The 25,044-nt window shown below is 39.3% G+C and carries 19 protein-coding genes and 1 tRNA gene; 14 read left to right on the top strand and 6 right to left on the bottom strand.

Translation table 11 applies throughout. The annotated features are described in order from the left end of the window. The first annotated feature begins 2 nt into the window (after positions 1 to 2). The 4 genes from glgX to AB4128_RS02725 all read left to right on the top strand — a co-directional run bounded on the left by glgX (position 3) and on the right by AB4128_RS02725 (position 7,929). A complete protein-coding gene (glgX, locus tag AB4128_RS02740; RefSeq protein ID WP_372036703.1) occupies positions 3 to 2,150 on the top strand; it encodes a glycogen debranching protein GlgX in 2,148 nt (715 codons plus the stop codon). A gap of 129 nt (positions 2,151 to 2,279) precedes the next feature. Beyond that, positions 2,280 to 4,877: a glycogen/starch/alpha-glucan phosphorylase gene (locus AB4128_RS02735; protein WP_372036702.1), complete on the top strand. Its 2,598-nt coding sequence runs from the start codon at positions 2,280 to 2,282 to the stop codon at positions 4,875 to 4,877. A gap of 52 nt (positions 4,878 to 4,929) precedes the next feature. Next, a complete protein-coding gene (glgC, locus tag AB4128_RS02730; RefSeq protein WP_055024604.1) occupies positions 4,930 to 6,192 on the top strand; it encodes a glucose-1-phosphate adenylyltransferase in 1,263 nt (420 codons plus the stop codon). 108 nt (positions 6,193 to 6,300) lie between these two features. Then, the gene (locus tag AB4128_RS02725; RefSeq protein ID WP_372036964.1) at positions 6,301 to 7,929 is read left to right on the top strand and encodes a glycogen synthase; all 1,629 of its coding nucleotides are present in this window, start codon (positions 6,301 to 6,303) and stop codon (positions 7,927 to 7,929) included. 181 nt (positions 7,930 to 8,110) lie between these two features. On the opposite strand, the gene pabB is transcribed toward AB4128_RS02725, so the two are convergent. Then, positions 8,111 to 9,589, bottom strand: coding sequence for an aminodeoxychorismate synthase component I (pabB, locus tag AB4128_RS02720; RefSeq protein WP_372036701.1), 1,479 nt, complete (start codon positions 9,587 to 9,589; stop codon positions 8,111 to 8,113). A 153-nt stretch (positions 9,590 to 9,742) separates the two neighbouring features. Between pabB and AB4128_RS02715 the strand changes: the two genes are divergently transcribed. The 5 genes from AB4128_RS02715 (at position 9,743) to AB4128_RS02695 (ending at position 15,627) form a co-directional block, all read left to right on the top strand. Further along, positions 9,743 to 11,278, top strand: a complete 1,536-nt coding sequence (locus AB4128_RS02715) for a fumarate hydratase (protein ID WP_065108016.1) — start codon at positions 9,743 to 9,745, stop codon at positions 11,276 to 11,278. Positions 11,279 to 11,568: 290 nt separating this feature from the next. Beyond that, entirely contained in the window at positions 11,569 to 13,629 is a 2,061-nt protein-coding gene (locus AB4128_RS02710; protein WP_055024601.1) for a S9 family peptidase, read from the top strand. A 668-nt stretch (positions 13,630 to 14,297) separates the two neighbouring features. Continuing rightward, positions 14,298 to 14,930 (top strand): YchE family NAAT transporter, encoded by a 633-nt coding sequence (locus AB4128_RS02705; protein ID WP_372036699.1) that lies wholly within the window; start codon positions 14,298 to 14,300, stop codon positions 14,928 to 14,930. A gap of 188 nt (positions 14,931 to 15,118) precedes the next feature. Beyond that, positions 15,119 to 15,206: transfer RNA gene (locus AB4128_RS02700), tRNA-Ser, on the top strand. Positions 15,207 to 15,396: 190 nt separating this feature from the next. Continuing rightward, complete coding sequence (locus tag AB4128_RS02695) at positions 15,397 to 15,627, top strand: hypothetical protein (RefSeq protein WP_055024599.1); 231 nt, start codon at positions 15,397 to 15,399, stop codon at positions 15,625 to 15,627. Between the two features lie 78 nt (positions 15,628 to 15,705). Here AB4128_RS02695 and yegS read toward each other — a convergent pair whose 3' ends face one another. Continuing rightward, positions 15,706 to 16,608 carry a lipid kinase YegS gene (yegS, locus tag AB4128_RS02690; RefSeq protein ID WP_372036697.1) on the bottom strand — a complete coding sequence of 301 codons (903 nt, stop codon included), beginning with the start codon at positions 16,606 to 16,608 and terminating at the stop codon, positions 15,706 to 15,708. 257 nt (positions 16,609 to 16,865) lie between these two features. Between yegS and AB4128_RS02685 the strand changes: the two genes are divergently transcribed. Then, positions 16,866 to 18,653: a DUF885 domain-containing protein gene (locus AB4128_RS02685; RefSeq protein ID WP_372036695.1), complete on the top strand. Its 1,788-nt coding sequence runs from the start codon at positions 16,866 to 16,868 to the stop codon at positions 18,651 to 18,653. Between the two features lie 163 nt (positions 18,654 to 18,816). On the opposite strand, the gene AB4128_RS02680 is transcribed toward AB4128_RS02685, so the two are convergent. The 3 genes from AB4128_RS02680 to AB4128_RS02670 all read right to left on the bottom strand — a co-directional run bounded on the left by AB4128_RS02680 (position 18,817) and on the right by AB4128_RS02670 (position 20,755). Then, the gene (locus AB4128_RS02680) at positions 18,817 to 19,140 is read right to left on the bottom strand and encodes a hypothetical protein (RefSeq protein WP_372036694.1); all 324 of its coding nucleotides are present in this window, start codon (positions 19,138 to 19,140) and stop codon (positions 18,817 to 18,819) included. Positions 19,141 to 19,230: 90 nt separating this feature from the next. Beyond that, entirely contained in the window at positions 19,231 to 20,295 is a 1,065-nt protein-coding gene (gene arsB / locus AB4128_RS02675) for an ACR3 family arsenite efflux transporter (protein WP_162838651.1), read from the bottom strand. A 121-nt stretch (positions 20,296 to 20,416) separates the two neighbouring features. After that, entirely contained in the window at positions 20,417 to 20,755 is a 339-nt protein-coding gene (locus AB4128_RS02670; RefSeq protein ID WP_055024594.1) for a helix-turn-helix transcriptional regulator, read from the bottom strand. Between the two features lie 278 nt (positions 20,756 to 21,033). Here AB4128_RS02670 and AB4128_RS02665 point away from each other — a divergent pair, with 278 nt between their 5' ends. The 4 genes from AB4128_RS02665 (at position 21,034) to AB4128_RS02650 (ending at position 23,723) form a co-directional block, all read left to right on the top strand. Continuing rightward, complete coding sequence (locus tag AB4128_RS02665) at positions 21,034 to 21,705, top strand: response regulator transcription factor (RefSeq protein WP_055024593.1); 672 nt, start codon at positions 21,034 to 21,036, stop codon at positions 21,703 to 21,705. 285 nt (positions 21,706 to 21,990) lie between these two features. Continuing rightward, a complete protein-coding gene (locus AB4128_RS02660) occupies positions 21,991 to 23,121 on the top strand; it encodes a M14-type cytosolic carboxypeptidase (RefSeq protein ID WP_055024592.1) in 1,131 nt (376 codons plus the stop codon). Positions 23,122 to 23,127: 6 nt separating this feature from the next. Then, the gene (locus tag AB4128_RS02655; protein WP_055024591.1) at positions 23,128 to 23,445 is read left to right on the top strand and encodes a hypothetical protein; all 318 of its coding nucleotides are present in this window, start codon (positions 23,128 to 23,130) and stop codon (positions 23,443 to 23,445) included. Further along, positions 23,442 to 23,723, top strand: coding sequence for a YeaC family protein (locus AB4128_RS02650; protein ID WP_055024590.1), 282 nt, complete (start codon positions 23,442 to 23,444; stop codon positions 23,721 to 23,723). Before AB4128_RS02655 ends, AB4128_RS02650 begins: the two co-directional genes overlap by 4 nt. 144 nt (positions 23,724 to 23,867) lie before the next feature. Here AB4128_RS02650 and ansA read toward each other — a convergent pair whose 3' ends face one another. Beyond that, positions 23,868 to 24,878 carry an asparaginase gene (gene ansA / locus AB4128_RS02645; protein WP_119969263.1) on the bottom strand — a complete coding sequence of 337 codons (1,011 nt, stop codon included), beginning with the start codon at positions 24,876 to 24,878 and terminating at the stop codon, positions 23,868 to 23,870. Positions 24,879 to 25,044 lie beyond the last annotated feature (166 nt).

Below are 25,044 nucleotides of genomic sequence, written 5' to 3'. Positions count from 1 at the left end.
AGATGAACAACGGCGCTGAAAATAACCTCAATGTTCTTGTTACCAAAGGACAATCATATCCACTTGGTGCAACGGTGATTGCTGGTGGGGTGAACTTTGCTATTTTTTCAGCGAATGCAACACAAGTTGTGTTATGCCTGTTTGATCATAACGGTAATAACGAAAAACAAATTTGTTTGGTACATAAAACCAAGCAAATTTGGCACGGTTTTGTGCCTGGTGTAAAAGCGGGGGATTTATATGGTTATCGTGTTTACGGTCCGTATCAACCTCACTTGGGTCATAGGTTTAATCACAATAAATTGTTACTCGATCCTTATTCAAAACAACTTAAAGGCAACTTAGCACCCAACGATGCAAATTATGGTTATGACATTAGCCGAAATGATGTTGATGCAGACTTGTCGTTTTGTGAAATCGATAACGCACAATATATGCCTAAATGTGTCGTGATTGATGATTCAGTACTGAAATCTACACCTATAAAAAGACTTAACATTCCTCTTGAAAGCACCGTTATATATGAAATGCACGTTAAAGGATTCAGTGTACTGAATCCCGAAGTTAATAAAGCTCATCAAGGAAAGTTTGCAGGTTTAGCCTCAAAAAGCTCATTGCAATATTTAACTCAGTTGGGCGTGAACTGTGTTGAGCTATTACCAGTTCAATCATTTTTAAATGAGCCATTTTTAATTGAAAAAAAACTAAACAACTATTGGGGCTATAACTCGATTGGTTTTTTTGCGCCAAATCCCAGTTATTTAAGTAGCGAGGATATTGGTGAGTTTAGAAAGATGGTTGATCGTTTTCATGATGCAGGTATCGAAGTTATTTTAGACGTAGTTTATAACCATACAGCAGAAGGAAACCGCCTAGGGCCAACACTTAGTTTCCGAGGTATTGATAACGCCAGTTATTACCGATTAGTGTCAAACGATCAGCGTTTGTATATCAATGATACTGGCTGCGGAAATACGGTTAACTCTAACCATCCTCAGGTTCTGAGGTTAATTATGGACTCATTACGCTACTGGGTTGAGGTCATGGGGGTAGATGGCTTTAGGTTTGATTTAGCAAGTTGTCTTGGTCGTGAAGTATATGGGTTTGATCCAGGCTGTGGTTTTTTTGATGCATTAAGTCAAGACCCTGTATTGTGTCAGGTTAAGTTAATAGCCGAACCTTGGGACATTGGACCAGGCGGTTATCAACTCGGTAATTATCCCATTGCATTCAGTGAATGGAATGACAGGTATCGTGACACCATGAGACGTTTTTGGCGGGGCGATAAAGGCATGTTGCCAGAGTTTGCTCGACGATTTCATGGTTCTGGTGACTTTTTTGAACATCATGGTCGAGCACCTTCTTCCAGTATTAACTTCATTACCAGCCACGATGGTTTTACTCTCCGTGATGTTGTGAGTTATCAACACAGGCACAATTTAGCCAATGGCGAAGACAACCGAGACGGCCATCATGAAAACCTAAGTCATAATTATGGCGTTGAAGGCCATACTAGCAACGAAAATATTATTAATATTCGATCTAGGCAGCAAAGAAATTTCATCACTACATTAATGCTATCTCAGGGCGTACCAATGCTGCTCAGTGGTGATGAAATGGGCCACAGTCAGCAAGGTAATAACAATGCATATTGCCAAGACAATTCCATCTGTTGGATAGACTGGCAGCAAATTGACTGGCCATTGGTAGAATTTACGTCTGAACTTATTAAACTGCGCCAGCGTTTTCCGATTCTTTGTCATGCCGAGTTCATTCATGAACCAGAAGATGAATACGCAAACGGCTTTACTTGGTATAGCCGTCATGGCGAGCCTATGGTCAAACAACAGTGGAGCGAAGCAGAAACTCGCACTTTAGCAGTTGTGATCACCTCTGAAGTGATACCACCTTATCAGTACCCACAAGCCTTATTACTCCTATTGAATGCTTGTGAAGAATCAAAGCCGTTTCAATTACCCGAAGTTGAGGGATATCAAGGTTGGCAACTATTAGTTGATACGCAATTAACCCAGCAAAAACTTCAAACTAAACCCAATGAAAAAGAAAAGTCAGGGGCAGTTTTACTTTGTGGGCGAAGCTTAAAATTATTTCATGCACATCATCAGCTTAACAACAAGATAGTCAATTGAAAATGCGCTTTGTAGTCGTCATTTCAGTCGTCAAAAGACGATGTAAAACCGCGTTGTTTAATAAATTAGCTAACCGAGTCAGATCCGGTTTATTGAACGATTAACATTGTAAGGTGCTAAGGAGTCTATATGACAGTAACGAAAGGGAAATCGACTACTGAAAAACCATCTATTAAAGATAAGTCTTCAGTAAAAAAGCCAGCCAAGACGGCAAAGTCAGGTAAAGCCAAACAGGTGAAGCCTGATGAATTAGATACCAATTCAGCAGTAAATCAATCAACATTGGAAGTCGTGGGCAGTAATCATGATTGCGATCCGTGCGAGACGTTGGCAGCTACATTTAAGCGTCAAATACATGGGTCGTTATGCCGTGATGAGCATGCCATTAACGATATGTATAGTGCACTTGCTGCTACAGTTAAAAATCAACTTTTAAACCAATGGCGAGAGACACGCCTCAAAGACAATCAGTACCAACAAAAACAAGTTGCTTATTTGTCCTTAGAGTTTTTGATGGGCAGATCATTAGGTAATGCGCTGTTAAGTCTTGATTTGACCAAAGAAACACATGAGGCACTGGCGGAGTATGCAGCAGACCTCGAGTCGCTACAAGAAGCAGAACTAGATGCTGGACTTGGAAACGGAGGCTTAGGGCGTTTAGCTGCATGCTTTTTAGACAGCTGTGCAAGTTTAGACTTGTCTGTTGTTGGCTATGGTATTCGTTATGAGTACGGCATGTTTAAACAAAAGCTGGTGGACGGTTATCAAGTCGAACAACCTGATCGTTGGCTACGTGAAGGCAACCCTTGGGAAGTCAGGATGGCCAACCATGCCATTACTGTCCCGTTCTTTGGTCATACAGAAACTTATGTCGACCCAAGTGGCGATCGCCATTATGTCTGGGTTGATACACAAGATGTACAAGCGATTCCACATGATATGCCAGTACCAGGTTTTCGTAACGGCCGAATTAATACATTGAGGTTATGGAAAGCTGAAGCAACTGATGATTTTGATTTGGCAGAATTCAATGATGGTGATTATACCGAAGCCGTTGCGCGTAAAAATCTAGCAGAACAAATTACGATGGTACTGTACCCAAATGATGCCAGTGAAAATGGTAAAGAGCTCAGGTTAAGGCAGCAATACTTTTTATCATCAGCAAGCTTACAAGATATTTTACAGCGTTATACCGCCGTTTACGGTGCAGACTTTAGCCAATTTAGTCAGCGCAATGTGATGCAGCTAAACGATACTCATCCGAGTATTGCTGTACCCGAATTAATGCGTCTTTTAATGGATAGCTATGGCCTAGGTTGGGATGAAGCTTGGCAAGTCACCACAGAATCGATGGCTTATACCAACCACACATTATTACCAGAAGCGTTAGAACGCTGGCCTGTAAGAATGTTAGGTAATATGCTGCCACGGATATTAGATATCATCTATGAAATAAATGCCCGCTATCTTGAGCATGTAGCACATCATTGGCCAGGTGATACCCATAAATTGGCATTGATGTCGATAATTGAGGAAGGGGCGCATCCACACGTACGTATGGCATATCTAGCAATTGTGGCAAGCTTTTCTGTCAATGGCGTTGCAGGGCTTCATACTAAATTACTTAAGCAAGGGCTATTTAAAGACTTTTATTCATTATGGCCTCATAAGTTTAATAATAAGACCAATGGCGTTACCCCAAGACGTTGGCTTGTGCATTGTAACCCAAGATTAACCCAGCTTATTAATCGCCGTTTAGGGGAGAGTTGGTTAACTGATCTCAGTCAACTCACCGCGCTTAATGCTTTCACTGACGACAAAACGTTTGTCAAACAGTGGCAACAAGTGAAATACGATAACAAAGTCGAATTAGCTAAATTGGTTCTTGATGAATGTGAAGTGGCGTTTGATCCGAACATGATGTTCGATGTTCAAGTGAAACGGATACATGAATATAAACGTCAACTGTTAAACATTTTACACGTCATTCATTTGTATCAACGGATTTTGTCGGGTGACACAAAAGACTTACAGTCAAGATGTGTGTTGATAGGAGGCAAGGCTGCTCCTGGATATGCCATGGCCAAACAAATAATAAAATTGGCGAACAATGTGGCGCACATGGTGAATTCTGACCCTATTGTATCTCCGTACCTACGATTTGCCTTCTTACCGAATTACAACGTCAGCGCAATGGAAAAAATATGCCCAGGTACTGACTTATCAGAGCAAATATCAACTGCAGGTAAAGAAGCATCAGGTACTGGCAACATGAAATTTATGATGAATGGCGCCATGACTATCGGTACGTTCGATGGCGCTAACATTGAAATGTTAGAAGAGGTTGGAGAAGAAAACTTCTTCCTATTTGGTTTACGCGCTGATGAAGTCAGTGAGCTTAAATCTCACTACAATCCCCATGATTTTATTCAGCAATCCCCCGCATTAGCTAATGTCATCAACATGCTTAAAAGTGGCCACTTTAACTTAGTGGAACCTGGCATATTCGACAGTATTATTGCTGCAATTGAAGATCCTTTCGATCAATGGATGATCGCCGCAGATTTTGAAGCTTATAAACAAGCTCAAGAAAAAGTCTCTTTGGCGTATGCCGATCAACAAGGTTGGACCCAAATGAGCATCCGAAATACCGCATCAAGCGGCCGTTTCTCTAGTGACAATACCATCAGTGCTTATCGTGATGATATTTGGCTTGCTAAACAATGAGCAATTTATCGCTTTAATCGATCTACGTTGTGAAGTTAGGAGTTAATTTTATATGTCAAACGTTCGATATATCAGTAATCTTACAAGGGATACATACGCCATCATATTAGCAGGAGGAAGGGGCTCTCGTTTACATGAGTTGACTGACTGGCGTGCGAAACCGGCGTTATATTTTGGTGGTAAATTTCGCATCATCGATTTCCCTTTATCAAATTGTATAAATTCAGGCATACGCAGAGTTGGGGTTGTGACTCAATATAAGTCACATTCACTGATCCGCCATGTCAGTCGGGGCTGGGGACACTTTAAAAAGGAATTAGGTGAGTCAGTTGAAATTCTACCTGCATCACAACAAACTTCTGGTAATTGGTATGAAGGTACAGCCGATGCGGTATTCCAAAATATCGATATTATTAGACATGAATTACCCAAATACATCATGATTTTATCTGGAGATCATGTCTATCGCATGGATTATGCTGGGCTGTTAGCTGCACATGCAGAGTCAGGCGCAGATATGACAGTATGTTGCCTTGAAACACCGATACCTGAAGCAGCGGGTTCGTTTGGCGTCATGGAAGTGGATCAAGATAAACGTGTAATAGGTTTTGAAGAAAAGCCTGAAGTGCCTAAGTCTATTCCCGGTAATGAAGAATTTTGTTTAGCGTCAATGGGTAACTATGTGTTTAACACTAAATTCCTATTCGATCAGTTACGCAAAGATGCTGACAATGATCAATCTGATAGAGACTTTGGTAAAGACATTATTCCTTCAATTATCAAAGATGCGAATGTATTTGCATTTCCTTTCACTAGTGCCGTACCTGACGAGCCGGCTTATTGGCGTGATGTTGGTACCTTAGATTCTTTCTTTCAAGCAAATATGGAATTGCTGTCACCGACGCCAGCGCTCAATTTATATGATGCAAAATGGCCAATTTGGACATATCAAGAACAGTTGCCACCCGCTAAGTTCGTGTTTGATGACGATGACCGAAGAGGGATGGCGGTAGATTCTATCGTTTCTGGTGGATGTATCATTTCGGGTGCGAAGGTTAAACGTAGCGTGCTATTTGATGAAGTACGCGTGTGTTCATACTCGTTTGTGAAAGACTCTGTGCTATTGCCAGATGTTGTCGTGTTGAAAAATTGCAAAATTCAAAATGCGATTATCGATCGTGGCTGCATCATTCCTGAGGGGATGGAGATTGGCTATAACAAACAACAAGATATAGACCGCGGCTTTCGAGTATCTGAAAAAGGCATCACTTTAGTTACTCGCAATATGCTTGGACTGCCGGTTGGATATGAGTAATCGCTAAAGTTTACTGCCATTGAAGCCACAGAACTTGTGGCTTCAATGTTAAGTGAGTTTGTTAAATAGAAAAACTACAAGCAAGGAGATGTTTTGAAAAAAGTGCTGATGATTGCTGCTGAAAATGATGCCATAAAGGGAGCCAAAGTTGGCGGGATGGCAGATGTCATTCGTGATCTTCCTTTGGCTTTGGCGGGTGTTGATATTAACGTTGATGTGGCCATGCCTAATTATGGCTTTATCGCAAAACAGCAGCAAGCAACACTCGTTGGCGAGGTCGTTGTTAAGTTTGGTGCTAATAGCGAGAAAGTGGTTTTATGGCAGGTGTCACTACCGATTAAGGCAGCCAATTCAACCAAAATAAATAATCAGGTTTTTTTGTTTGATCACCCGCTATTTAATGGGCCTAACAATCAAGTTTACTGTAACGGCAGTAGTGAAAGGCCGTTTGCTGAAGATGCCAGTAAGTTTGCCTTGTTTAATCTTGCAGTTGCCCAAGCGTATGTTGATGGTTTGCTTGGCCGTGTTGATTATTTACACATGCATGACTGGCATACTGGCTTTTTAGTGATGTTAAGAGCGTTCGCAACAGAATATAAAACGTTAAAGGATATTCGTTGTGTTTTTTCAATTCACAATTTAGCGATACAAGGGATACGACCTATTCGAGATGACGTTTCATCCTTTTGTGCTTGGTATCCTGATTTAGCAAGACAATTAACCCATGAACAGAAGCTGCAAATTACCGACCCTCGTTATCCTGAGTGCATTAATCCAATGAGAATGGGTATAGAATTGAGCGATAAAGTACATTTAGTGTCGCCAAGCTATGCAACAGAAGTATTACTGCCATCCGATCATCAAAATGGATTTTTTGGTGGAGAAGGCTTGGAGCAATCACTTCAAGATAAACATCAACGTGGCGATGTTGTAGGTATTCTAAATGGCTGTGTTTATGACGATTCATCAGTTGAACTTGACTCACAACCTGCATTTATTCAGATCGAAGCGTCAGCGCAACGCGCGTTAATTCGTTGGATGGGACAAAGTCAGTGGGTAAAAAGCGTGGATCAAATTGCGCTATCGCGATTGCAATTGCTGTCGATGAAAAACTCATATGACCATCGCGCTATTACGACTAGCTCTGATGCTATAACGGTTGATTTTGTTATGACCTCTGTTGGCCGTCTAACCGACCAAAAGGTATTACTCTTAAGGCAGCCACATCATGAGTATGGTTCGACGCTAGAAGCAATTTTGATTCAACTAAATATTCATAAACCAAATGGTATATTTGTATTACTAGGCAGTGGAGATGAACAAATAGCGCAAGAGTTTCAAGTCATTGCGGCTAAATATGACAATTTTGTCTTTTTAAACAGCTATGATGATGCATTATCACAAGTCTTATATAAGCAAGGGGACTTATTTATCATGCCTAGTAGCTTTGAGCCATGCGGTATAAGTCAATTACTTGCGATGAAATCAGCTCAAGTTTGCATAGCCCACAGTGTAGGTGGTTTAAAAGACACCATAATCCATCAAAAAAATGGTTGGTTATTTGAGGGGCAAGGATTAGCTGAGCAATCACAGCAATTGATTGAAGTAGTGGTCAGTGCATTATCACTACATACTAATGATTTATTACAATACAAAAAAATGCGACAGTCGGCGGCGGATGTGCGTTTTGATTGGCATAGTGTAGCGCAACATTACAAAGATAAATTGTATCAATAGACTGTTATTAATAGCCTTTTATTAATAGCCAGGTATCAAAAGTCGGTATCAAGACCCTTCAATTAATCGCTTTGTATCAAAATGCTGATATTAAAAGGCAGTTATTAATAGTCTTAGCGTAAAACTTAAGGTATGGAAATTGACGCATTATTGATGGTTAATTTCCATAACGTTTGATGATTTAGCTTTGTCTAAGGTTAGATTTTTTAACGTTGGATTGATTAACGTTGGATTGATTAACGTTAGTAAGTATTGGCAAAATTTTACTGACTTTATCAAATGATTCTTGATATTCAGCATCAACATTCGAATCAGCAACGATTCCGCCTCCGGCCCAACAATAAAGCTTATTATCTTCAGTGACAAGGGTACGAATGGTGATACTGGTATCCATACGACCATCCTGACTGATATAGCCAATACTGCCACAATAAATGTTGCGTCTTGAAGGCTCTAATTCTTCGATAATTTCCATTGAACGGATTTTGGGCGCGCCAGTGATTGAGCCACCAGGAAAAGCCGCTTTAAGTAAATCTACCGCATCATATTGGCTGTCGAGTGTCGCTTCTACTGTACTGACTAAATGATGTACTGCAGGAAAACTCTCAATCTCAAATAATTTCGGTACATTCACGGAACCCGCTGTAGCCACTTTGCTGATGTCATTTCTAAGTAAATCAACAATCATGACGTTTTCAGCTAAGTCTTTTTCTGAGTGACGTAACTGCTCTGCAAACAGAGAATCTTGATCTGATGTGGCGCCGCGAGGCATGGTGCCTTTAATTGGTTTGGTGGATATTTTATTGTCGTGAAGCTGAATAAATCGTTCAGGTGAAATAGATAAAATGCAGTGATTTTTTAACCGTATAAAGGCTGAAAAGGGGGCTTTGTTAGCATCTGAAAGCGCGCAATATGCCTGCCATTCATCACCTTTATAACTTGTACTAAATCTTTGGGTTAAATTAATTTGATAGCAATCACCTTGATGAAGATATTGCTGAACCTTGTTAAACCTTTCTGTATATTGTTGTTTTGTTGATTGATTTTGCCAAGAAGAAGTTAATGTGAACTCTTGTGTTTCGTGAGGGCTCTCTTTTTTTGATATTAAGTTATCAATTTTATTCAATTCAATATTGAGTGCTTCTTCACCTAAATAATGGACAGCGAACCATTGATGTTGCTGATGACAATAAAGTAAGGCAAAGTCATAAAAACCAAGGTTTACATCGTTAAGCTGAATATCTTTCAGTGCTTGTTGAGGTAGCTTTTCGATTATTCTACCTAAGTCATAATTAAAACTGCCAACCACGCCACCGCTAAAAGGTAGCTGGCTTGATTGTTTTACTGGGTAAAGATAGGTTTGTAATTGTTGAATAACATCAAAAACAGTTAATGAAACTCGTGTTTTGCTCTTTGGTGCAAAATCCTGATTTTTTGTGATTTTTTGATGAAATTTCCATTGAATATTGTCAGCTATGCTTTCTATTGTTGCCACTGGATTGAATACGATAATATCGTAATTGGCATCTTGATGACCGGTATGGGATGAGTCTAATAACATTGCCCATGGTTGCTGCGCAATGGCACTAAAGACAGTATGACTATCTTGAGCCCAATCGAGTGATTTGACAGCTAATGATGGGGAGTTAATTAAACGCATTACTAAACCTATTTAAAAAGTGATGTAGCCCAAAAAGGTTGGAAAGAGTATCATATTGTCCTTGCAAGGATTAATAGCTAAATGAATACAATTTAGAGTATTCAAATAAAAATAAAACAAGTTATGCCGCAACGGCTGCTGGAGCGCCCCTATATGTCTACACATTCTGCTAGTGTTGTAATTAAGCAAGCTGACTTTATCGAAAGCATTGCAGATTCATTACAGTATATTTCTTATTATCATCCAAAAGACTTTGTTGATGCGATGGCTAAAGCCTATGATCGCGAAGAAAGTGCAGCGGCGAAAGACGCGATTGCACAAATTCTTATCAACTCTCGTATGTCTGCTGAAGGCAAGCGTCCTTTATGTCAAGACACGGGTATTGTGACGACGTTTGTTAAAATCGGCATGGGTGTACAGTGGGATAAAACGGATATGACCGTGCAGCAAATGGTCGATGAGGGTGTACGTCAAGCATACACCAATCCAGATAACCCGTTACGTGCGTCTATTGTTGCCGATCCTGCTGGTACTCGAAAAAACACCCGTGATAACACGCCTTCGGTCGTTCATATCGACATGGTACCTGGTAATCATGTTGAAGTGATGATCGCAGCGAAAGGCGGTGGGTCAGAAAATAAATCTAAGATGGTGATGTTAAACCCATCAGATGATATTGCTGCTTGGGTTGAAAAAACCTTACCGACGATGGGGGCAGGTTGGTGTCCTCCAGGAATGTTAGGTATAGGTATTGGTGGCACTGCTGAAAAAGCCGCTGTATTAGCGAAAGAATCATTGATGGATCCAGTCGATATCCATGAATTAATGGAACGAGGCGCTGAAACAACTGAAGAAAAATTACGTTTAGATATTTTTGAGCGTGCCAATAATACGGGTATCGGTGCTCAAGGGCTCGGTGGTTTAACCACTGTGCTAGATATTAAAGTTAAATCAGTACCAACACATGCTGCATCTAAACCGGTTGTGATGATCCCGAACTGTGCTGCAACACGACATGTCCACTTTCACTTAGATGGAACAGGTCCAGCTGATTTATCTCCACCTTCATTGTCTGACTGGCCTGAAATTACCCGTGAAGCAGGTGAAAACACGCACAGAGTTGATTTAGACAATGTTACTCAAGCTGAAATTGAAACTTGGAAGAGTGGCGATACCTTATTACTTAACGGAAAAATGTTAACGGGCCGTGATGCTGCGCATAAGCGAATTCAAACCCTTATCGAATCAGGTGAAGGCTTACCTGAAGGGGTAGACTTTACTGGTAAGTTTATTTACTACGTAGGCCCAGTTGACCCTGTTGGTAATGAAGTGGTTGGCCCAGCAGGCCCTACAACTGCAACACGAATGGATAAGTTCACTGACCTAATGCTTGAAAAGACTGGGCTAATGGGCATGATTGGTAAGTCAGAACGTGGCCCGCAAACCGTTGAGTCAATTAAGAAACATAAAGCGGTTTACTTAATGGCTGTGGGTGGCGCTGCATACTTAGTCTCTAAAGCAATCAAAAAGTCTCGTGTTGTTGCATTTGAAGATTTAGGTATGGAAGCCATTTACGAGTTCGATGTTAAAGATATGCCAGTTACTGTGGCGGTGGATACTCAAGGCGTGAATGCACACGAAACGGGTCCTGCCATCTGGAAAGTGAACATTGCTAACGCAAAAAGCTAATTAACGCTTGCGATGCTAGATAATACGGTCCATTTGTGGTTTATATTTAGCCAGATTGGATAAAAATTAACGCTCAGAAATAGAATGCTTCATTTTTTTGAACTGCTCTATTGCCTGAGCGTTTTTGTTTGGGTACTGTGCTAATCAGCTTTTTAAACATAGCGGTTGCAGAACAACAACGAGAATCTAACAGGCCATCGCTACACGGCGTCAACGTTTAAAGTTGAACCGAATTATATCGGCAATGCTATTGCTATAAACAACAAAAAATAACAAGAGAACATCATCAAATGAGAAAATCATCGCTTTTACTTGCGCTAACTGCCGCAGGTTTTGCGTTAACTGCACAAGCTGCAGAAACAAGCAAAACGCCATTTAATGTTCAACAGCTGGTAAATTTAAATAAGCTTCATTCTGCTGCCGTGTCAAATGACGGTAGTAAATTGGTTTATGCGGTCAAACAAATTGATGAACAGGGTGAAAGCCGTTCTGATTTGTATCTATTGGACTTAACAAATAAAGACGCCAAACCAAAACAAATTACTTCACACAGTGGCACCGAACATGATGTTAATTTCAGTGTTGATGATAAATCAATTTACTTCTTAGCGGCTCGTAATGGTACCAGTCAGCTTTTTAATCTGCCGTTAACTGGCGGTGAAGCAATGCAAGTCACCGATTTACCACTTGATGTGAATGGCTACAAGCTTTCAAACGATGGCAAACAAGTTGTCATGAATATGCGTGTTTTCCCAGACTGTAAAGATTTAACTTGCACAGTCGATCGCATTGAAGCTGAAGAAAATAAGAAAACAACTGGCCGTGAATATAAGCAATTAATGGTTCGCCATTGGGATACTTGGGAAGATCATGCCCGTAGCCATTTATTTGTAGGCCAGCTAAATGGTAAGCCTGTTACTGAAGTTGTTGACGTCACATTTGGTTTAGATACTGAAACGCCGCCAAAGCCATTTTCAGGAATGGAAGAAGTCACTTTTACCGCAGATGGTAAACACATCGTTTATAGCGCTAAAGCGCCAAGCAAAGATCAGGCTTGGACAACGAATTATGATTTATGGAAAGTGCCAGTAACTGGTGGTGATGCAGAAAACCTTACTGAGAAAAACTTAGCATGGGATGCACAACCGACATATTCAAAAGATGGTCGTCAATTAGCCTATTTAGCGATGAGCAAACCAGGTTTTGAAGCCGATCGCTACCGTATTATGCTACGTGACACTGTAACTGGCGCGGAAAAAGAAGTTGCACCGTTATGGGATCGCAGCCCACATTCACTGACTTTTAGTGATGATGGACGCACATTGTATGTGACAGCTCAAGACGTTGGTCAAGTCAGTATCTTCGAGGTCAACACACAGTTTGGTGATGTTCGACCAATTTATAATGATGGCAGCAACAGCTTAGTTGCTGTGACTGATTCAAGCATTATTTTCAGTAACAAGTCATTGGTTGAACCTGGTGATTTATACAAAATTAGTTTAGAAGGCGAAAATTTAACACGCCTAACGAATGTCAACGAAGATAAGTTAGCCAAAATTCAATTTGGTGAATTCCAACAGTTTAACTTTAAAGGCTGGAACAACGAGACTGTACATGGTTACTGGATTAAACCTGCTAACTACGAGTCTGGTAAAAAGTACCCAGTTGCATATTTAGTTCACGGTGGCCCGCAAGGTTCATTTGGCAACTCATTTAGTGGTCGCTGGAATGCACAACTATGGGCAGGTGCTGGCTACGGTGTGGTGATGGTAGATTTCCATGGTTCAACAGGTTATGGCCAAGCCTTTACTGATTCAATATCTAAAGATTGGGGCGGTAAACCTTTAGAAGATTTACAAAAAGGCTTAGCAGCAGTAGGCCAGCAACAAAAGTGGTTAGATACTGAAAACGCATGTGCCTTAGGTGGTTCATACGGTGGTTACATGATGAATTGGTTCCAAGGTAATTGGAGCGACGGTTTTAAGTGTTTAGTTAACCACGCTGGTTTGTTTGACATGCGCTCTATGTATCACGTCACAGAAGAACTATGGTTCCCTGAGTACGAGTTTGGCGGTACGTATACAGAAAACAAAGATTTATACGAGAAATTTAACCCAGTTAATTACGTTGAAAACTGGAAAACGCCGATGTTAGTTATTCATGGCGAAAAGGATTTCCGTGTTCCATATGGTCAAGGCTTAGCGGCATTTACCTATATGCAGCGTAACGGTATCCCATCAGAGTTATTAATGTTCCCAGACGAAAATCACTGGATCCTTAATCAAGATAATCTACAGCAGTGGTACAAAAATGTTTTAGGCTGGATGGATCGCTGGACTGAAAATAAATAAAACTGTCATTACAGTTAACCAATAAAAAAGAGATGCTAATGGCATCTCTTTTTTTGTGTCACTTTAGCTAGTTTATGTTGATGATATTAAAAAATCACTACGAATAAAGTGGCGGTAACTCTGTGTCAAAGCGCAAGCTTTATAGTAATGACCTAGTCTTTATCAGCAAGTTTGAGTTCTGTTGGAGGACATTTATGGCCTGTTTTTGTTATCCACAAAAAATAAGCTAATCTTCTTCTTGAGCAGGTAAATTTTCGCTGCCCATTTTTTTGACTAATTCGGTTACGTTTACCCATTGAAAACCTTAACTTAGCTTTTTTATGCTGTTTATTATTATCATAAAAGTTATCGAAATAACTCAGCGTAATTGAAATTCAGAACTATGGTTATTATAACAAATATTATTCTTTTAAGGCTTAGAATTATTCATAATAACTGAATTTTGAAACTTAATTTCAATAATATGTTTTTATGATTCAAAACGAGCGAACACCAGTGGTCAATGTGACGGCGACGATGTCGTTACTAATGAGTATTAAGCAAGTGTAAAATTACTATTACCTAAGTCAAACTTTTAAGAAAACACGATTGAAAAAGAAACAAAAAACAGTAAAGTTGCGCGACTATTTTTTCAGCCACAAAAACTAACGATATTTGAGGGTATAAATGTGGATTTAATGCTTTATGTTAAGTTCTTTTTAGGCTTAGTAGCGATTATCAACCCTGTGGGCTTATTGCCTGTATTTGTCAGCTTAACAAGTCATCAAACAGAAGAAGAACGTAATCATACTGGTAAAGTTGCTAATTTTGCTGTGGTAGTGATATTGCTTGTTACTATTTTCATTGGTCAGCATATATTAAACATGTTTAGCATCTCTTTATCAGCATTTAGAATTGCAGGTGGTAGTTTGATTGCCATTATTGCGATGTCAATGTTGCAAGGTAAATTGAGTCCAGTTAAACGTAACCAAGAAGAAGATCGTGAAGCATCAGGTATGGAATCAGTAGCGGTTGTTCCGTTAGCGTTACCTTTAATGGCAGGTCCTGGTGCCATTAGTTCGGTCATTGTTTTTGCTTCTGATCATAATAAACTGATCGATTTATTCGGTATGTCGATTACTGTTGTCGTTTTTGGTTTAATGAGTTTCGCCTTATTCAGAATGGCGCCAATCATCTTCAAAATTCTGGGCACAACAGGCATTAATGTTATCACTCGTCTAATGGGTCTATTAATGCTATCCATTGGTATTGAAGTTGTTGCAGCAGGATTAAAGGGATTATTCCCGACATTAATGGCTTAATATCCGTAGTGTTAGTGAATTTAATCGACTTTTTGAACAGCAAATGCGCAATAGGAACACAAGAGGGGATTTTCCCTTGACCCTCCTAGCGCATTTGCGTAAAGTACCGTCCGTTCACAGGATATTGAAATCATTATTCACTTTGTTTCATTGACAGTGGCGGTGCTTTTAGCACAATAAATTGAAAAGGTGACGTGTCCGAGTGGCTGAAGGAGCACGCCTGGAAAGTGTGTAAAGGGCAACCTTTCGAGAGTTCGAATCTCTCCGTCACCGCCAATTTATCTTCTGATATTTCTTCTTTATCTCCAGTTTGCCTTTCCAACTAACATCATTTTGTTCGTATTTTTACCTGTACTATTCATATATTTTATGCTTTGGCGTGAAATGATTACTATTAATACCCCTAATATTTAATAATTCTTCGACTAGATTAACTCTGATTATTGATTCAATTTTTAGGAAGAGTATGAAACCGAATAGATTGTCTGAGCAGTGGAATGCGGGTGAAGTATTAATGTTGTTTTACGGCAATGCCACCATCATGGCTTCATTAATGTTATGTGTCGCTTCATTTATGACTGCAACTCATTTAGCGCCAGATCATGACAGCTTGGGTACATGTCAATTAGAAGTCTCATACGGGACACAGGGAGCAGGGTTAAAGTTTCCTTATAAACTTCAAGAAGATTGTTTATAAAATGATAAGCAGACATAAACCTCAGGGTGTAATGCTTACATCTCTAACTGCAAGCATTACATTGGTGTTGTCGTTAATCTATATGAGTGGGCTGTTTTCTGGTAATACAAATCGAATCGCATTTGGTTTCACTTCAAATCGCACTTTTTCACTGCGGTAAGGCTCACCATCTAAGTTGAGCGGTAAGCTTAATGGGAAATCAATTTCTAGCCACTGAGTTTGAAAGTGAAAGCAAAACTCGCCTTTAGCCGTTTCAGATTGTATTTCTTCTAACACCTGAGGCAGTTCTAATGGTGTAAATCCTTTAAGCAAAGTGACGTCCATTAAACCATCATTTATTTTTGCATTAGGTGCGAGAATCTGTCCGCCACCAGCTTGGCGCCCATTACACATGGCTCCGACTACGATATTACCAGTAAACTTACCTTCATCAGTCGTAATGCTACCTTCGTAGGGTTTAAAACCGATGGCTTTTGCTAAGCCAGTAAGGGTATACGCACCGCCGCCTAAAAAGTCTTTTAATTCGACTGGTGTTTCTGCAGTAACTTGCGCACCGAAGCCAGCGGCAGCGATATTAATAAAGTGTCGATCGTTTGCAGCAATCAAATCAATATCTATCGCCTTATTATGAATAGCAAAGGTGAGGGCATCTGTAATGCTGGTTGGTATATTACAGGCGGTAGCAAAATCATTTGCCGTACCCAAAGGCAACACAGCTACCTCAGGTAACGAGACATTGTCTTTTAAATGCATTAATGCTGTGACAGCTTCATTGAGTGAGCCATCACCACCCCCAATAATGACTCGTTCAACACCTGACTCGATTGATTCTTTAATTAACCTTTCCATGTCAGGCCCTTCCCAAGTGACCTTAACATCTAATTTTATTCCACTTTCTCTTAGTGCATAAACCGCAGTTCTAATTTCTGGTATACCGGCTTTTTTTCCATTAAGTATTAAACTGAAATATTTGGCTGTCATGGATATTTCCTGATTGATGTCAGTAAAGCGAGTGTGCTCGTCCTGATTGTTGATAAGGCAGCTTTGTGATTCTTTATTCACAAAAAGATGTCACAAAAGATGTCAAATACGTTTATTGTGCTGCAAAGTCATAACGTTCATGATTTACTTATGCCATAAAAATAATAACAACTAAACGTAAATCCGCTTTTATATTAAAAATTAACCTTTTAAAACAATAAAAATATCGTTTTGATGAATAAAAAGGACTTATTAAGATGCAAAAATCAGCGCTTACCTTCGCAATTTCATTGGGCCTAGCCAGTTTAGTCGGTTGTAATTCGATGACTAATGACACCAAAACAGCCCAAAATGTTCAACAATCTAAGTTACAGCAGTCTGCAGTTTCATTTCAGCAATACTCTGATGAGTTTATCAACGCATTATGGCAATGGTCCCCAACTTGGGCGTTATACAGTGGGAAACACGTTAATGATGGCTATCTAGAAGTGCCAAATGATCAGGCTCGCGCTAAAACTTTAGCATTTGTAGCCAAGCAACAAGCTAAGTTAACTGCTTTTGATAAAACCGCTTTAACCACGAGTGAATTAATTGATTTTGAGCTGATTTCGAACCTTCTGGCGAGTATTAAATGGCAACAGGAAAGGTTTAAAGCATGGCAATGGAATCCTTCGCAATACAATGTGGCAGGCGGGTTCGCTCAAATCATTAATGAAGATTTTGCCCCTTTAGATGAAAGACTGCAGTCTGTTATTGCGCGCCTTGAAAATGTGCCTGCATATTACTTAGCTGCGCAAGCGAATATTGAGAATCCGACGATAGAACATACTCAACTTGCCATAATGCAAAATAAAGGCGCGTTTTCAGTATTATCAGATGACTTAGCGAATAAAGTGGCTGAATCTGGTTTATCTTCAACTGAAAAAGCAGTGTTCAATACACGTTTTGAATTAGCTAAAACAGCGATCAATCAACATATTGATTGGTTAACAGCACTAGAAGCTAAACTTGAAAAAGAAGGTGCACGTAGTTTTAGAATTGGTGAAGAGCTTTACGAAGAAAAGTTTGCATTAGATATTCAAGCTGGTATGTCAGGGAAAGCATTGTTTGAAAAAGCGACAGCTGACAAACTTCGTGTTCAAAATGAGATGGCTAAAATAACACATGATATTTGGTCTAAATATATCGATACACCTATCCCTAAAGATGACAATGTCGCGATAAAACAGTTAATTGATGTGTTATCAGTTAAGCATGTAAAACGAGATGATTTTGTCGATGAAGTCCGAGCTCAAATTCCGGAGCTAGTGAAGTTTGTTAATGAAAAACAATTGATGACTTTAGATCCTTCAAAGCCGTTAGTTGTTAGAGAAACACCGGAATATATGCGTGGTTTTGCTGGAGCCTCAATCAGTGCCCCCGGTCCATACGAAAAATCTGCTAATACTTACTATAATGTCACACCACTTGATGGTATGAGCGATGAATCTGCAGAAAGTTATTTACGTGAATACAATCATTGGATTCTACAAGTATTAAATATCCATGAAGCGATTCCAGGACATTATACTCAGCTTGTATATTCAAACGAATCGCCTAGCTTGATAAAAAGTTTATTTGGTAACGGTGCCATGGTTGAAGGATGGGCAGTGTACACCGAACGGATGATGCTGGAAGAAGGGTACGGTAATTTCGAACCTGAAATGTGGTTGATGTACTACAAGTGGAATTTACGTGTTATCGCAAATACCATTTTAGATTACAGCATTCAGGTCAATGGGATGACTGAAGAGCAAGCCATTGAGCTTATGACTAAGGAAGCGTTCCAGCAACAAGCAGAAGCGGAAGGAAAGTGGCGCCGTGCAACATTAAGCCAAGTACAATTAACCAGTTATTACTCTGGATATCGTGAAATTTATGATTTACGTGAAGAGTTGAAACAAGCTCAAGGTGAAGAGTTTGATTTAAAATCATTCCATGAACAGTTTCTAAGTTATGGAAGTGCACCGGTTAAATACATTAAGCAACTAATGACTAGCCAATAGTTTGCATGACTTAATTTGTTTATCGGAACTTGCGATACCGTTCTCATAGTAGAGCACAACAATTAAAAGCCGACAGCATGTGTCGGCTTTTTTATACGTATCTTAATATTTCCAAGGTTTAAACGATAAGGTGTAAATAATAAAGTGCAAACGCGATTTTTCTTTACATTTGAGTACTAGCTTTAGCTTTAAATATGATAAGGCTTAATGCAGAACATATTGCAGCGCAAGCTGTCCAAAACAAAGTAATAGCAAACCAAATAATGGTAGGGGCTTCATTTAGCCCAAAAGATCCATAACTCAATTGTGTTGTATCGACGATTAACTGTACCTCGAATAACAGAGGTACATTTACCCAAACACCTAGAGACATGATAAGCAATGTGGGCTCAAGACCGATTAATAAAATCAGTGGTGTGATAATAGGCGGTAGGTTTAATACTACCGCTAATATCAATAAACGTTTTATAAAAACGTTAAATTTCACTCTTCAAATCCTTTGAATATTATTTGCTTATGCAGCTCACTCTATTGATTTAGTAAAAACAAGTAAAGCTATAAATTAGCCATTAATAGATTAATTTGTGTTCATCGTTTTGTTTGTCAATTTAGCCTCTGATTTAGCTTTCATTCTTAAGGCAATATTCACTAATGCGATTAAAACAGGCACTTCAATCAATGGGCCAATCACGCCAGCAAAAGCTTGATCTGAATGAATACCGAACACTGCGATTGAAACAGCGATGGCTAATTCGAAGTTGTTACCAGTGGCAGTAAATGCAATTGAAGCATTTTTATCGTAAGGAAGTCCCATTTTTTGGCCGATAAAAAAGCTTATGAAAAACATAAGTATAAAATAGATCCCTAATGGCAACGCAACTCTTAATACATCCATAGGCAACTCTAAAATCATGTCACCTTTTAAACTGAACATTAAGACAATCGTTGCTAGTAAAGCGATTAAAGTCACAGGCGAAATTTTAGGAATAAAGACATCGTTATACCATTGCTCTCCTTTTTTTCCGACTAGGATTTTACGCGTTAAAAAACCAGCTAAAAATGGGATACCCAGATATATCAAAACACTTTGAGCAATGTCGGCCATTGAAATGTCGACAACAAAACCTTCGTATCCAAACACGGGTGGAAGTACAGTGATAAACAACCAAGCCATGAAGCTGTAAGTTAAAATTTGAAATACACTGTTAATGGCGACGAGTGCTGCACCAAGTTCTTTATTTCCACCGCCAATATCATTCCACACCAATACCATAGCGATACAACGAGCAATACCAATTAAGATAATGCCAACCATATAACCTGGGTAATCACTTAAAAAAGTCATGGCTAAAATGAACATGAGTATTGGACCTACAATCCAATTCATGATTAATGAAAGGGTTATCACTTGTTTATCTTTAGTGACTTTACCTAATAATTTGTAATCCACTTTTGCAAGAGGCGGATACATCATAAGAATAAGGCCAATTGCTAAGGGGATATTGGTACTACCGACATTCATTGATTGTGTAAGCTGTTCTACTTGTGGAAATAATGCGCCAATTGACACGCCAATTGCCATGGCTACAAAAATCCAAACCGTTAAATAACGATCAAGAAAGCTCATTTTTTTACTGGCCATTTCTGGAATTGGTTCATTCATAGTAACTATCTCTTATATTGACTTTAATCGTGTATCGTCGAATAACGATAAGTTGGTGGTATGTTGTTACATACTCCGTTATTCAACAATCAGTGTCTGGTTAAAATAAATCGTTAAATTGCTGCTGATAATCTGCCAGTGCAGTGCGGTTTATGCGGTAACAAATTTTAGGAGGCTTAGGTTCTGCGGTTATAAAACCGGCTTGTTTTAAAATACGTATATGTTCCGATACCGTAGATTGAGCAAGTCCAACTTCTGAAACAAGGTCACTACTTAAACAGCCACCAATTTCATCAAGATTAAACAATATCTTCAGAATTCGAATGCGAGCAGGGTGTGACATGGCTTTCGCTTGCGCCGCGAATGTTTTTTCGATGAGTAATTGCTGCTCATTGACTTCAAAAGCTGATACAGAACTTTGTTTACAATTTTGTACCATGGTCATTCCTTAAAGTAGTTGTTACACGTCTTAACTATAAACCTGTCTATATTTGTCTAGGCTCTTAGCTTCTGTTGGCTCAATAGTTAATCGTCGATTAACGATATGGTATGCCTAATTGTTGCTTTCTGCAATAAATATGGAGAACTGACCGTCAAAATTGTTAATAAATTAACTAAAAGCTAACTTAGGTCTCAAATTTACATAAATTCGGTAGTAATATCATATTCTCGGTGATAATCTAAATGGTAATTGTTATCGTTTAGATTAAGACCGTTATGAAAAAAATTCTCCTAATTGACCAACAACTCACACACAGTCTTCGCCTTTGTCAGCAAATGGAATCGATGGGCTACAGCATTGAAATCGTGGATAATGGTTTTAATGCACTAGTAGAATTAGAGCGTAATGAATTTGAGGTTATTCTATTAGATTATTGTGTACCTAAAATGGAATCATTTTGGTTACTGATGGCCAAGCATTGCCATACTCCGGTTATCGTATTAGCAAATGATAATAATAACTTAGAACGAATTCATGCATTTGAACTTGGTGCTGACGATTACATAGCATCTCCGTTTAACGTGAGAGAATTATTATTGCGTGTAAACGTACTGCGCCGTCGAAGTGAAAAGGTTGTTCATCAATCAGACTTTGATGACATCTTATTTGATGATACAAACAATACTGTAATGCTCAATACACAGCATTTAAAACTGACTCAAACTGAGTATCGATTATTTAAATATTTGTTTCAGCGAAAAGGCGAGGTTGTCACTAAAGCAGAATTGCAAATGCGTGTTTTACACAAAGAGCTCGGTGAGTTTGATCGCAACCTAGATATGCATATCAGTAATACGCGGCGTAAGATGGCTAACAAATGTTTACCTCGTGAGCTGATTAATACTGTTCGTGGTAAAGGTTATTGCTTTAGTCCAATCCTTATATAGATTTATGGTCTTTGCTCGACGACTTTGTCTATCTGAGTATTAGGTTTGTTTCTTTTACACATTTCAAATGATGCCGAATATTGTTATTCGGCATTTTTATGTCTTCAATAAACGTGACGTTCCCTGTTTGTGTAGGAGTTTACCTTTGTGATGACGCGAGGGGCTACAATAGCGATAAATTGAGCAGATGATTATCAGTTAATCAGCAATAGATTTTATTGAGTGACAGCATTTGGTAAGATGTGGCCATAAAAAATCGATAATTACCTTACATAAGGAAGTCCTATGCGTATTAGCGCGAATTTTGATGGCGGCAACATTGAGACTATCAATTTAGACAAACACGATGACATTCAACTTGCTATTCGACCAGATGAAGGTGGTGAGTTTTATCAATGGTTTAACTTCCGTATGGAAGGTGAAATCGGTCAAACTTACACCTTGAACATTATGAATGCGGGTACTGCATCTTATCCAAAAGGTTGGGAAGATTATCAAGCGGTAGCCAGTTACGATCGTCAACATTGGTTCCGTCTGCCAACGAGTTATCAAGATGGAAAGCTTTCTATTCAAGTTGATTTAGATTGTGAAGCGATTCAAATTGCTTACTTTGCACCATACAGTTACGAGCGTCATCTAGATCTGATTAGCTCTGTACAATTACATCCTGCTGTTAGCCTCGAAAACTTGGGCTTAACGCTAGATGGCCGTGACATGAGCCTATTAAAAATTGGCGATAACGATCCAGCTAAAAAGAACATTTGGATTACGGCCAGACAGCATCCAGGCGAAACAATGGCAGAATGGTTAATAGAAGGGCTTTTAAACCAATTATTAGACAGCGATTGCCCAACGGCCAAGTTGTTACTTGATAAAGCTAATTTCTATATCGTGCCAAACATGAATCCAGATGGAAGCGTCAGAGGCCATTTACGTACGAATGCTGTTGGTACTAACTTAAACCGTGAGTGGGAGTCGCCTAGTTTAGAGCGTAGTCCTGAGGTTTATTATGTTACCAATAAGATGAAAGAGACGGGTGTCGATTTATTCTATGATGTTCACGGTGATGAAGGTTTACCTTACGTGTTTGTTGCTGGCTGTGAAGGTGCACCAAATTACACTCCACATATGGCCAAGTTACAAGAACAGTTCCTTGCAGCGTTAGGTATGGCAAGTGCTGATTTCCAAACTAAATATGGTTATGACAAAGATGAGCCAGGAAAAGCGAACTTGACCGTTGGTTCTAACTGGGTCGGTAACACCTTTAAGTGTCTTGCAAATACGTTAGAAATGCCATTTAAAGATAATGATAACTTACCTGATCCAGTTGTTGGTTGGTCTCCTGCGCGATGCGAATACCTAGGTGAAGCTTCGTTAGTGGCGATGCTTGCCGTAGTAGACAATTTAAGCGAGTAATCAGTTATGGCGTTAATTGAATGTCCTTCGTGCCAAAAACGTATTTCTAGCAAAGCGAAAGAGTGTCAGCATTGCAAAGTGAAAGTCGATGGTGATAATCAATCTGCCCGTGTGATAAGTCATATACAACAATCTAATAAGTTAATGACACATAGCTTTGTGTTTTTAACGTTATTTATAGCAGGTGTTGTTATTTGGTTTTGGGGTGGTGAACCAGCAACCGGAATGACGTCGTATATTGCTGTGGGTTGTTTCGTGTTTGGCTTCGTAGGCTATACGATTACGCGAGCTAGAATTGTCTTACATAAACGGAAAAGTGTATGAACGATATCAACAAAGTGATTGATGAAATGCCTGATGAAGTTTATCAGCGTCTTCGCTCTGCTGCGGAAACAGGTAAATGGGAAGATGGCACGGCATTATCGCCAGAACAAAAAGAATCAACATTACAGGTAGTCATGTTATATCAAGCGCGTAAACTTGAACAAACTGATCACTTTACTATTGGTGCTGGTGGTAAGATAAATGAGTTGTCTAAATCTGAACTTAAAAAACAATTCCGTGGTGAATCAATCGCTGAATTCAAAGAATCAGATATTTAAAGGCAGTAATACATCGCTCAATATGTGAGTTTGATATTTTACATATAAATCTATCACATTTGATGAGAATATTTGATTCACAAAAAAAGCCACTCTTTGCAGTGGCTTTTTTATTATCCATTGTTTTACTTTAGAAATCTGTCTTTACTCGGTTAATTCACCTAGCAGATTCTGCTTCATTGCAAATTTTACTTCTGCAGCGGTCAAATTTTTTGATAGCAAATAATGCAGTTTTGCTAATGCCGCTTCAATGGTCATATCTGCGCCGCTAATCACCCCGGCTTGAGCTAATGCATTGCCCGTTGCATAACCTCCCATGTTGACTTTACCTTGAAAACATTGAGTCAAGTTAACAATGACAATGCCACGTTCGTCGGCTTGTTTTAACGTATCTAATAAAGCGTTATCTTGTGGTGCATTTCCTACACCAAATGTCAGCAAAATAAGCGCTTTAACAGGTTGCATTAATATGTTGTTGAATATCTCAGTCGAAATACCAGGATAAAGGGTTATGACGCCAACAGGTTGGGGACTGATTTCAATAACATCTAATGCTTGCGTTGTAGGTTCAGATATTTTGCCTGCACGTAAGTTAATTTTAATACCAGCTTCTAGCAGTATTGGAAAATTCGGTGAAGCGAAAGCGTCAAAGCCATCAGCATGGGCTTTTGTAGAACGATTACCTCTAAACAGTTTGTTATTAAAGAATAAACATACTTCAGCGACAGGGTAGTTGGCTGCAATATAGAGTGAGTTTAATAAGTTTGTTTGGCCATCTGAACGTAGCTGAGCTAAAGGAATTTGAGAGCCTGTTACAATAACTGGTTTAGATAGCCCTTGTAGCATAAAAGAGAGCGCAGATGCCGTGTATGCCATGGTATCTGTGCCATGTAGAATGACAAAGCCATCATATTTATCATAATTAGCTTTAATGTCATTTGCGATCAACTGCCAATCAGTCGGTGCCATATTTGAAGAGTCTATTAATGGCGAATATTCGTTTATGACAAAGTCGGGCATTTCTTCATGATAAAACTCAGGCATAGATTTAACGCAATCTGTTAGAAATCCAGCAACGGGGGCGAATCCATTATCGGTTTTTCGCATACCAATAGTACCGCCAGTATAAGCGACGTAAATTGAGCGTTTAATCATGCTTGTTGTCATGTTCGTGCATTTCTCAGGACTGATATTTGATGAATCGTTAAATTATACGTGTCTAACTGAATAAAACCCAATAAAAAAGCCCGTAAAACGGGCTTTTTTGAATATTCTATATTTTAAAGGTTTTGCCAGCCTTCTGGCTGTTTAAGCCAAAAAC

The organism is Shewanella sp. 10N.286.52.A9 (assembly GCF_041468985.1).
Classification (GTDB): Bacteria; Pseudomonadota; Gammaproteobacteria; order Enterobacterales; family Shewanellaceae; genus Shewanella; species Shewanella japonica.
This window is presented reverse-complemented; position numbering and strand designations above follow the sequence as displayed.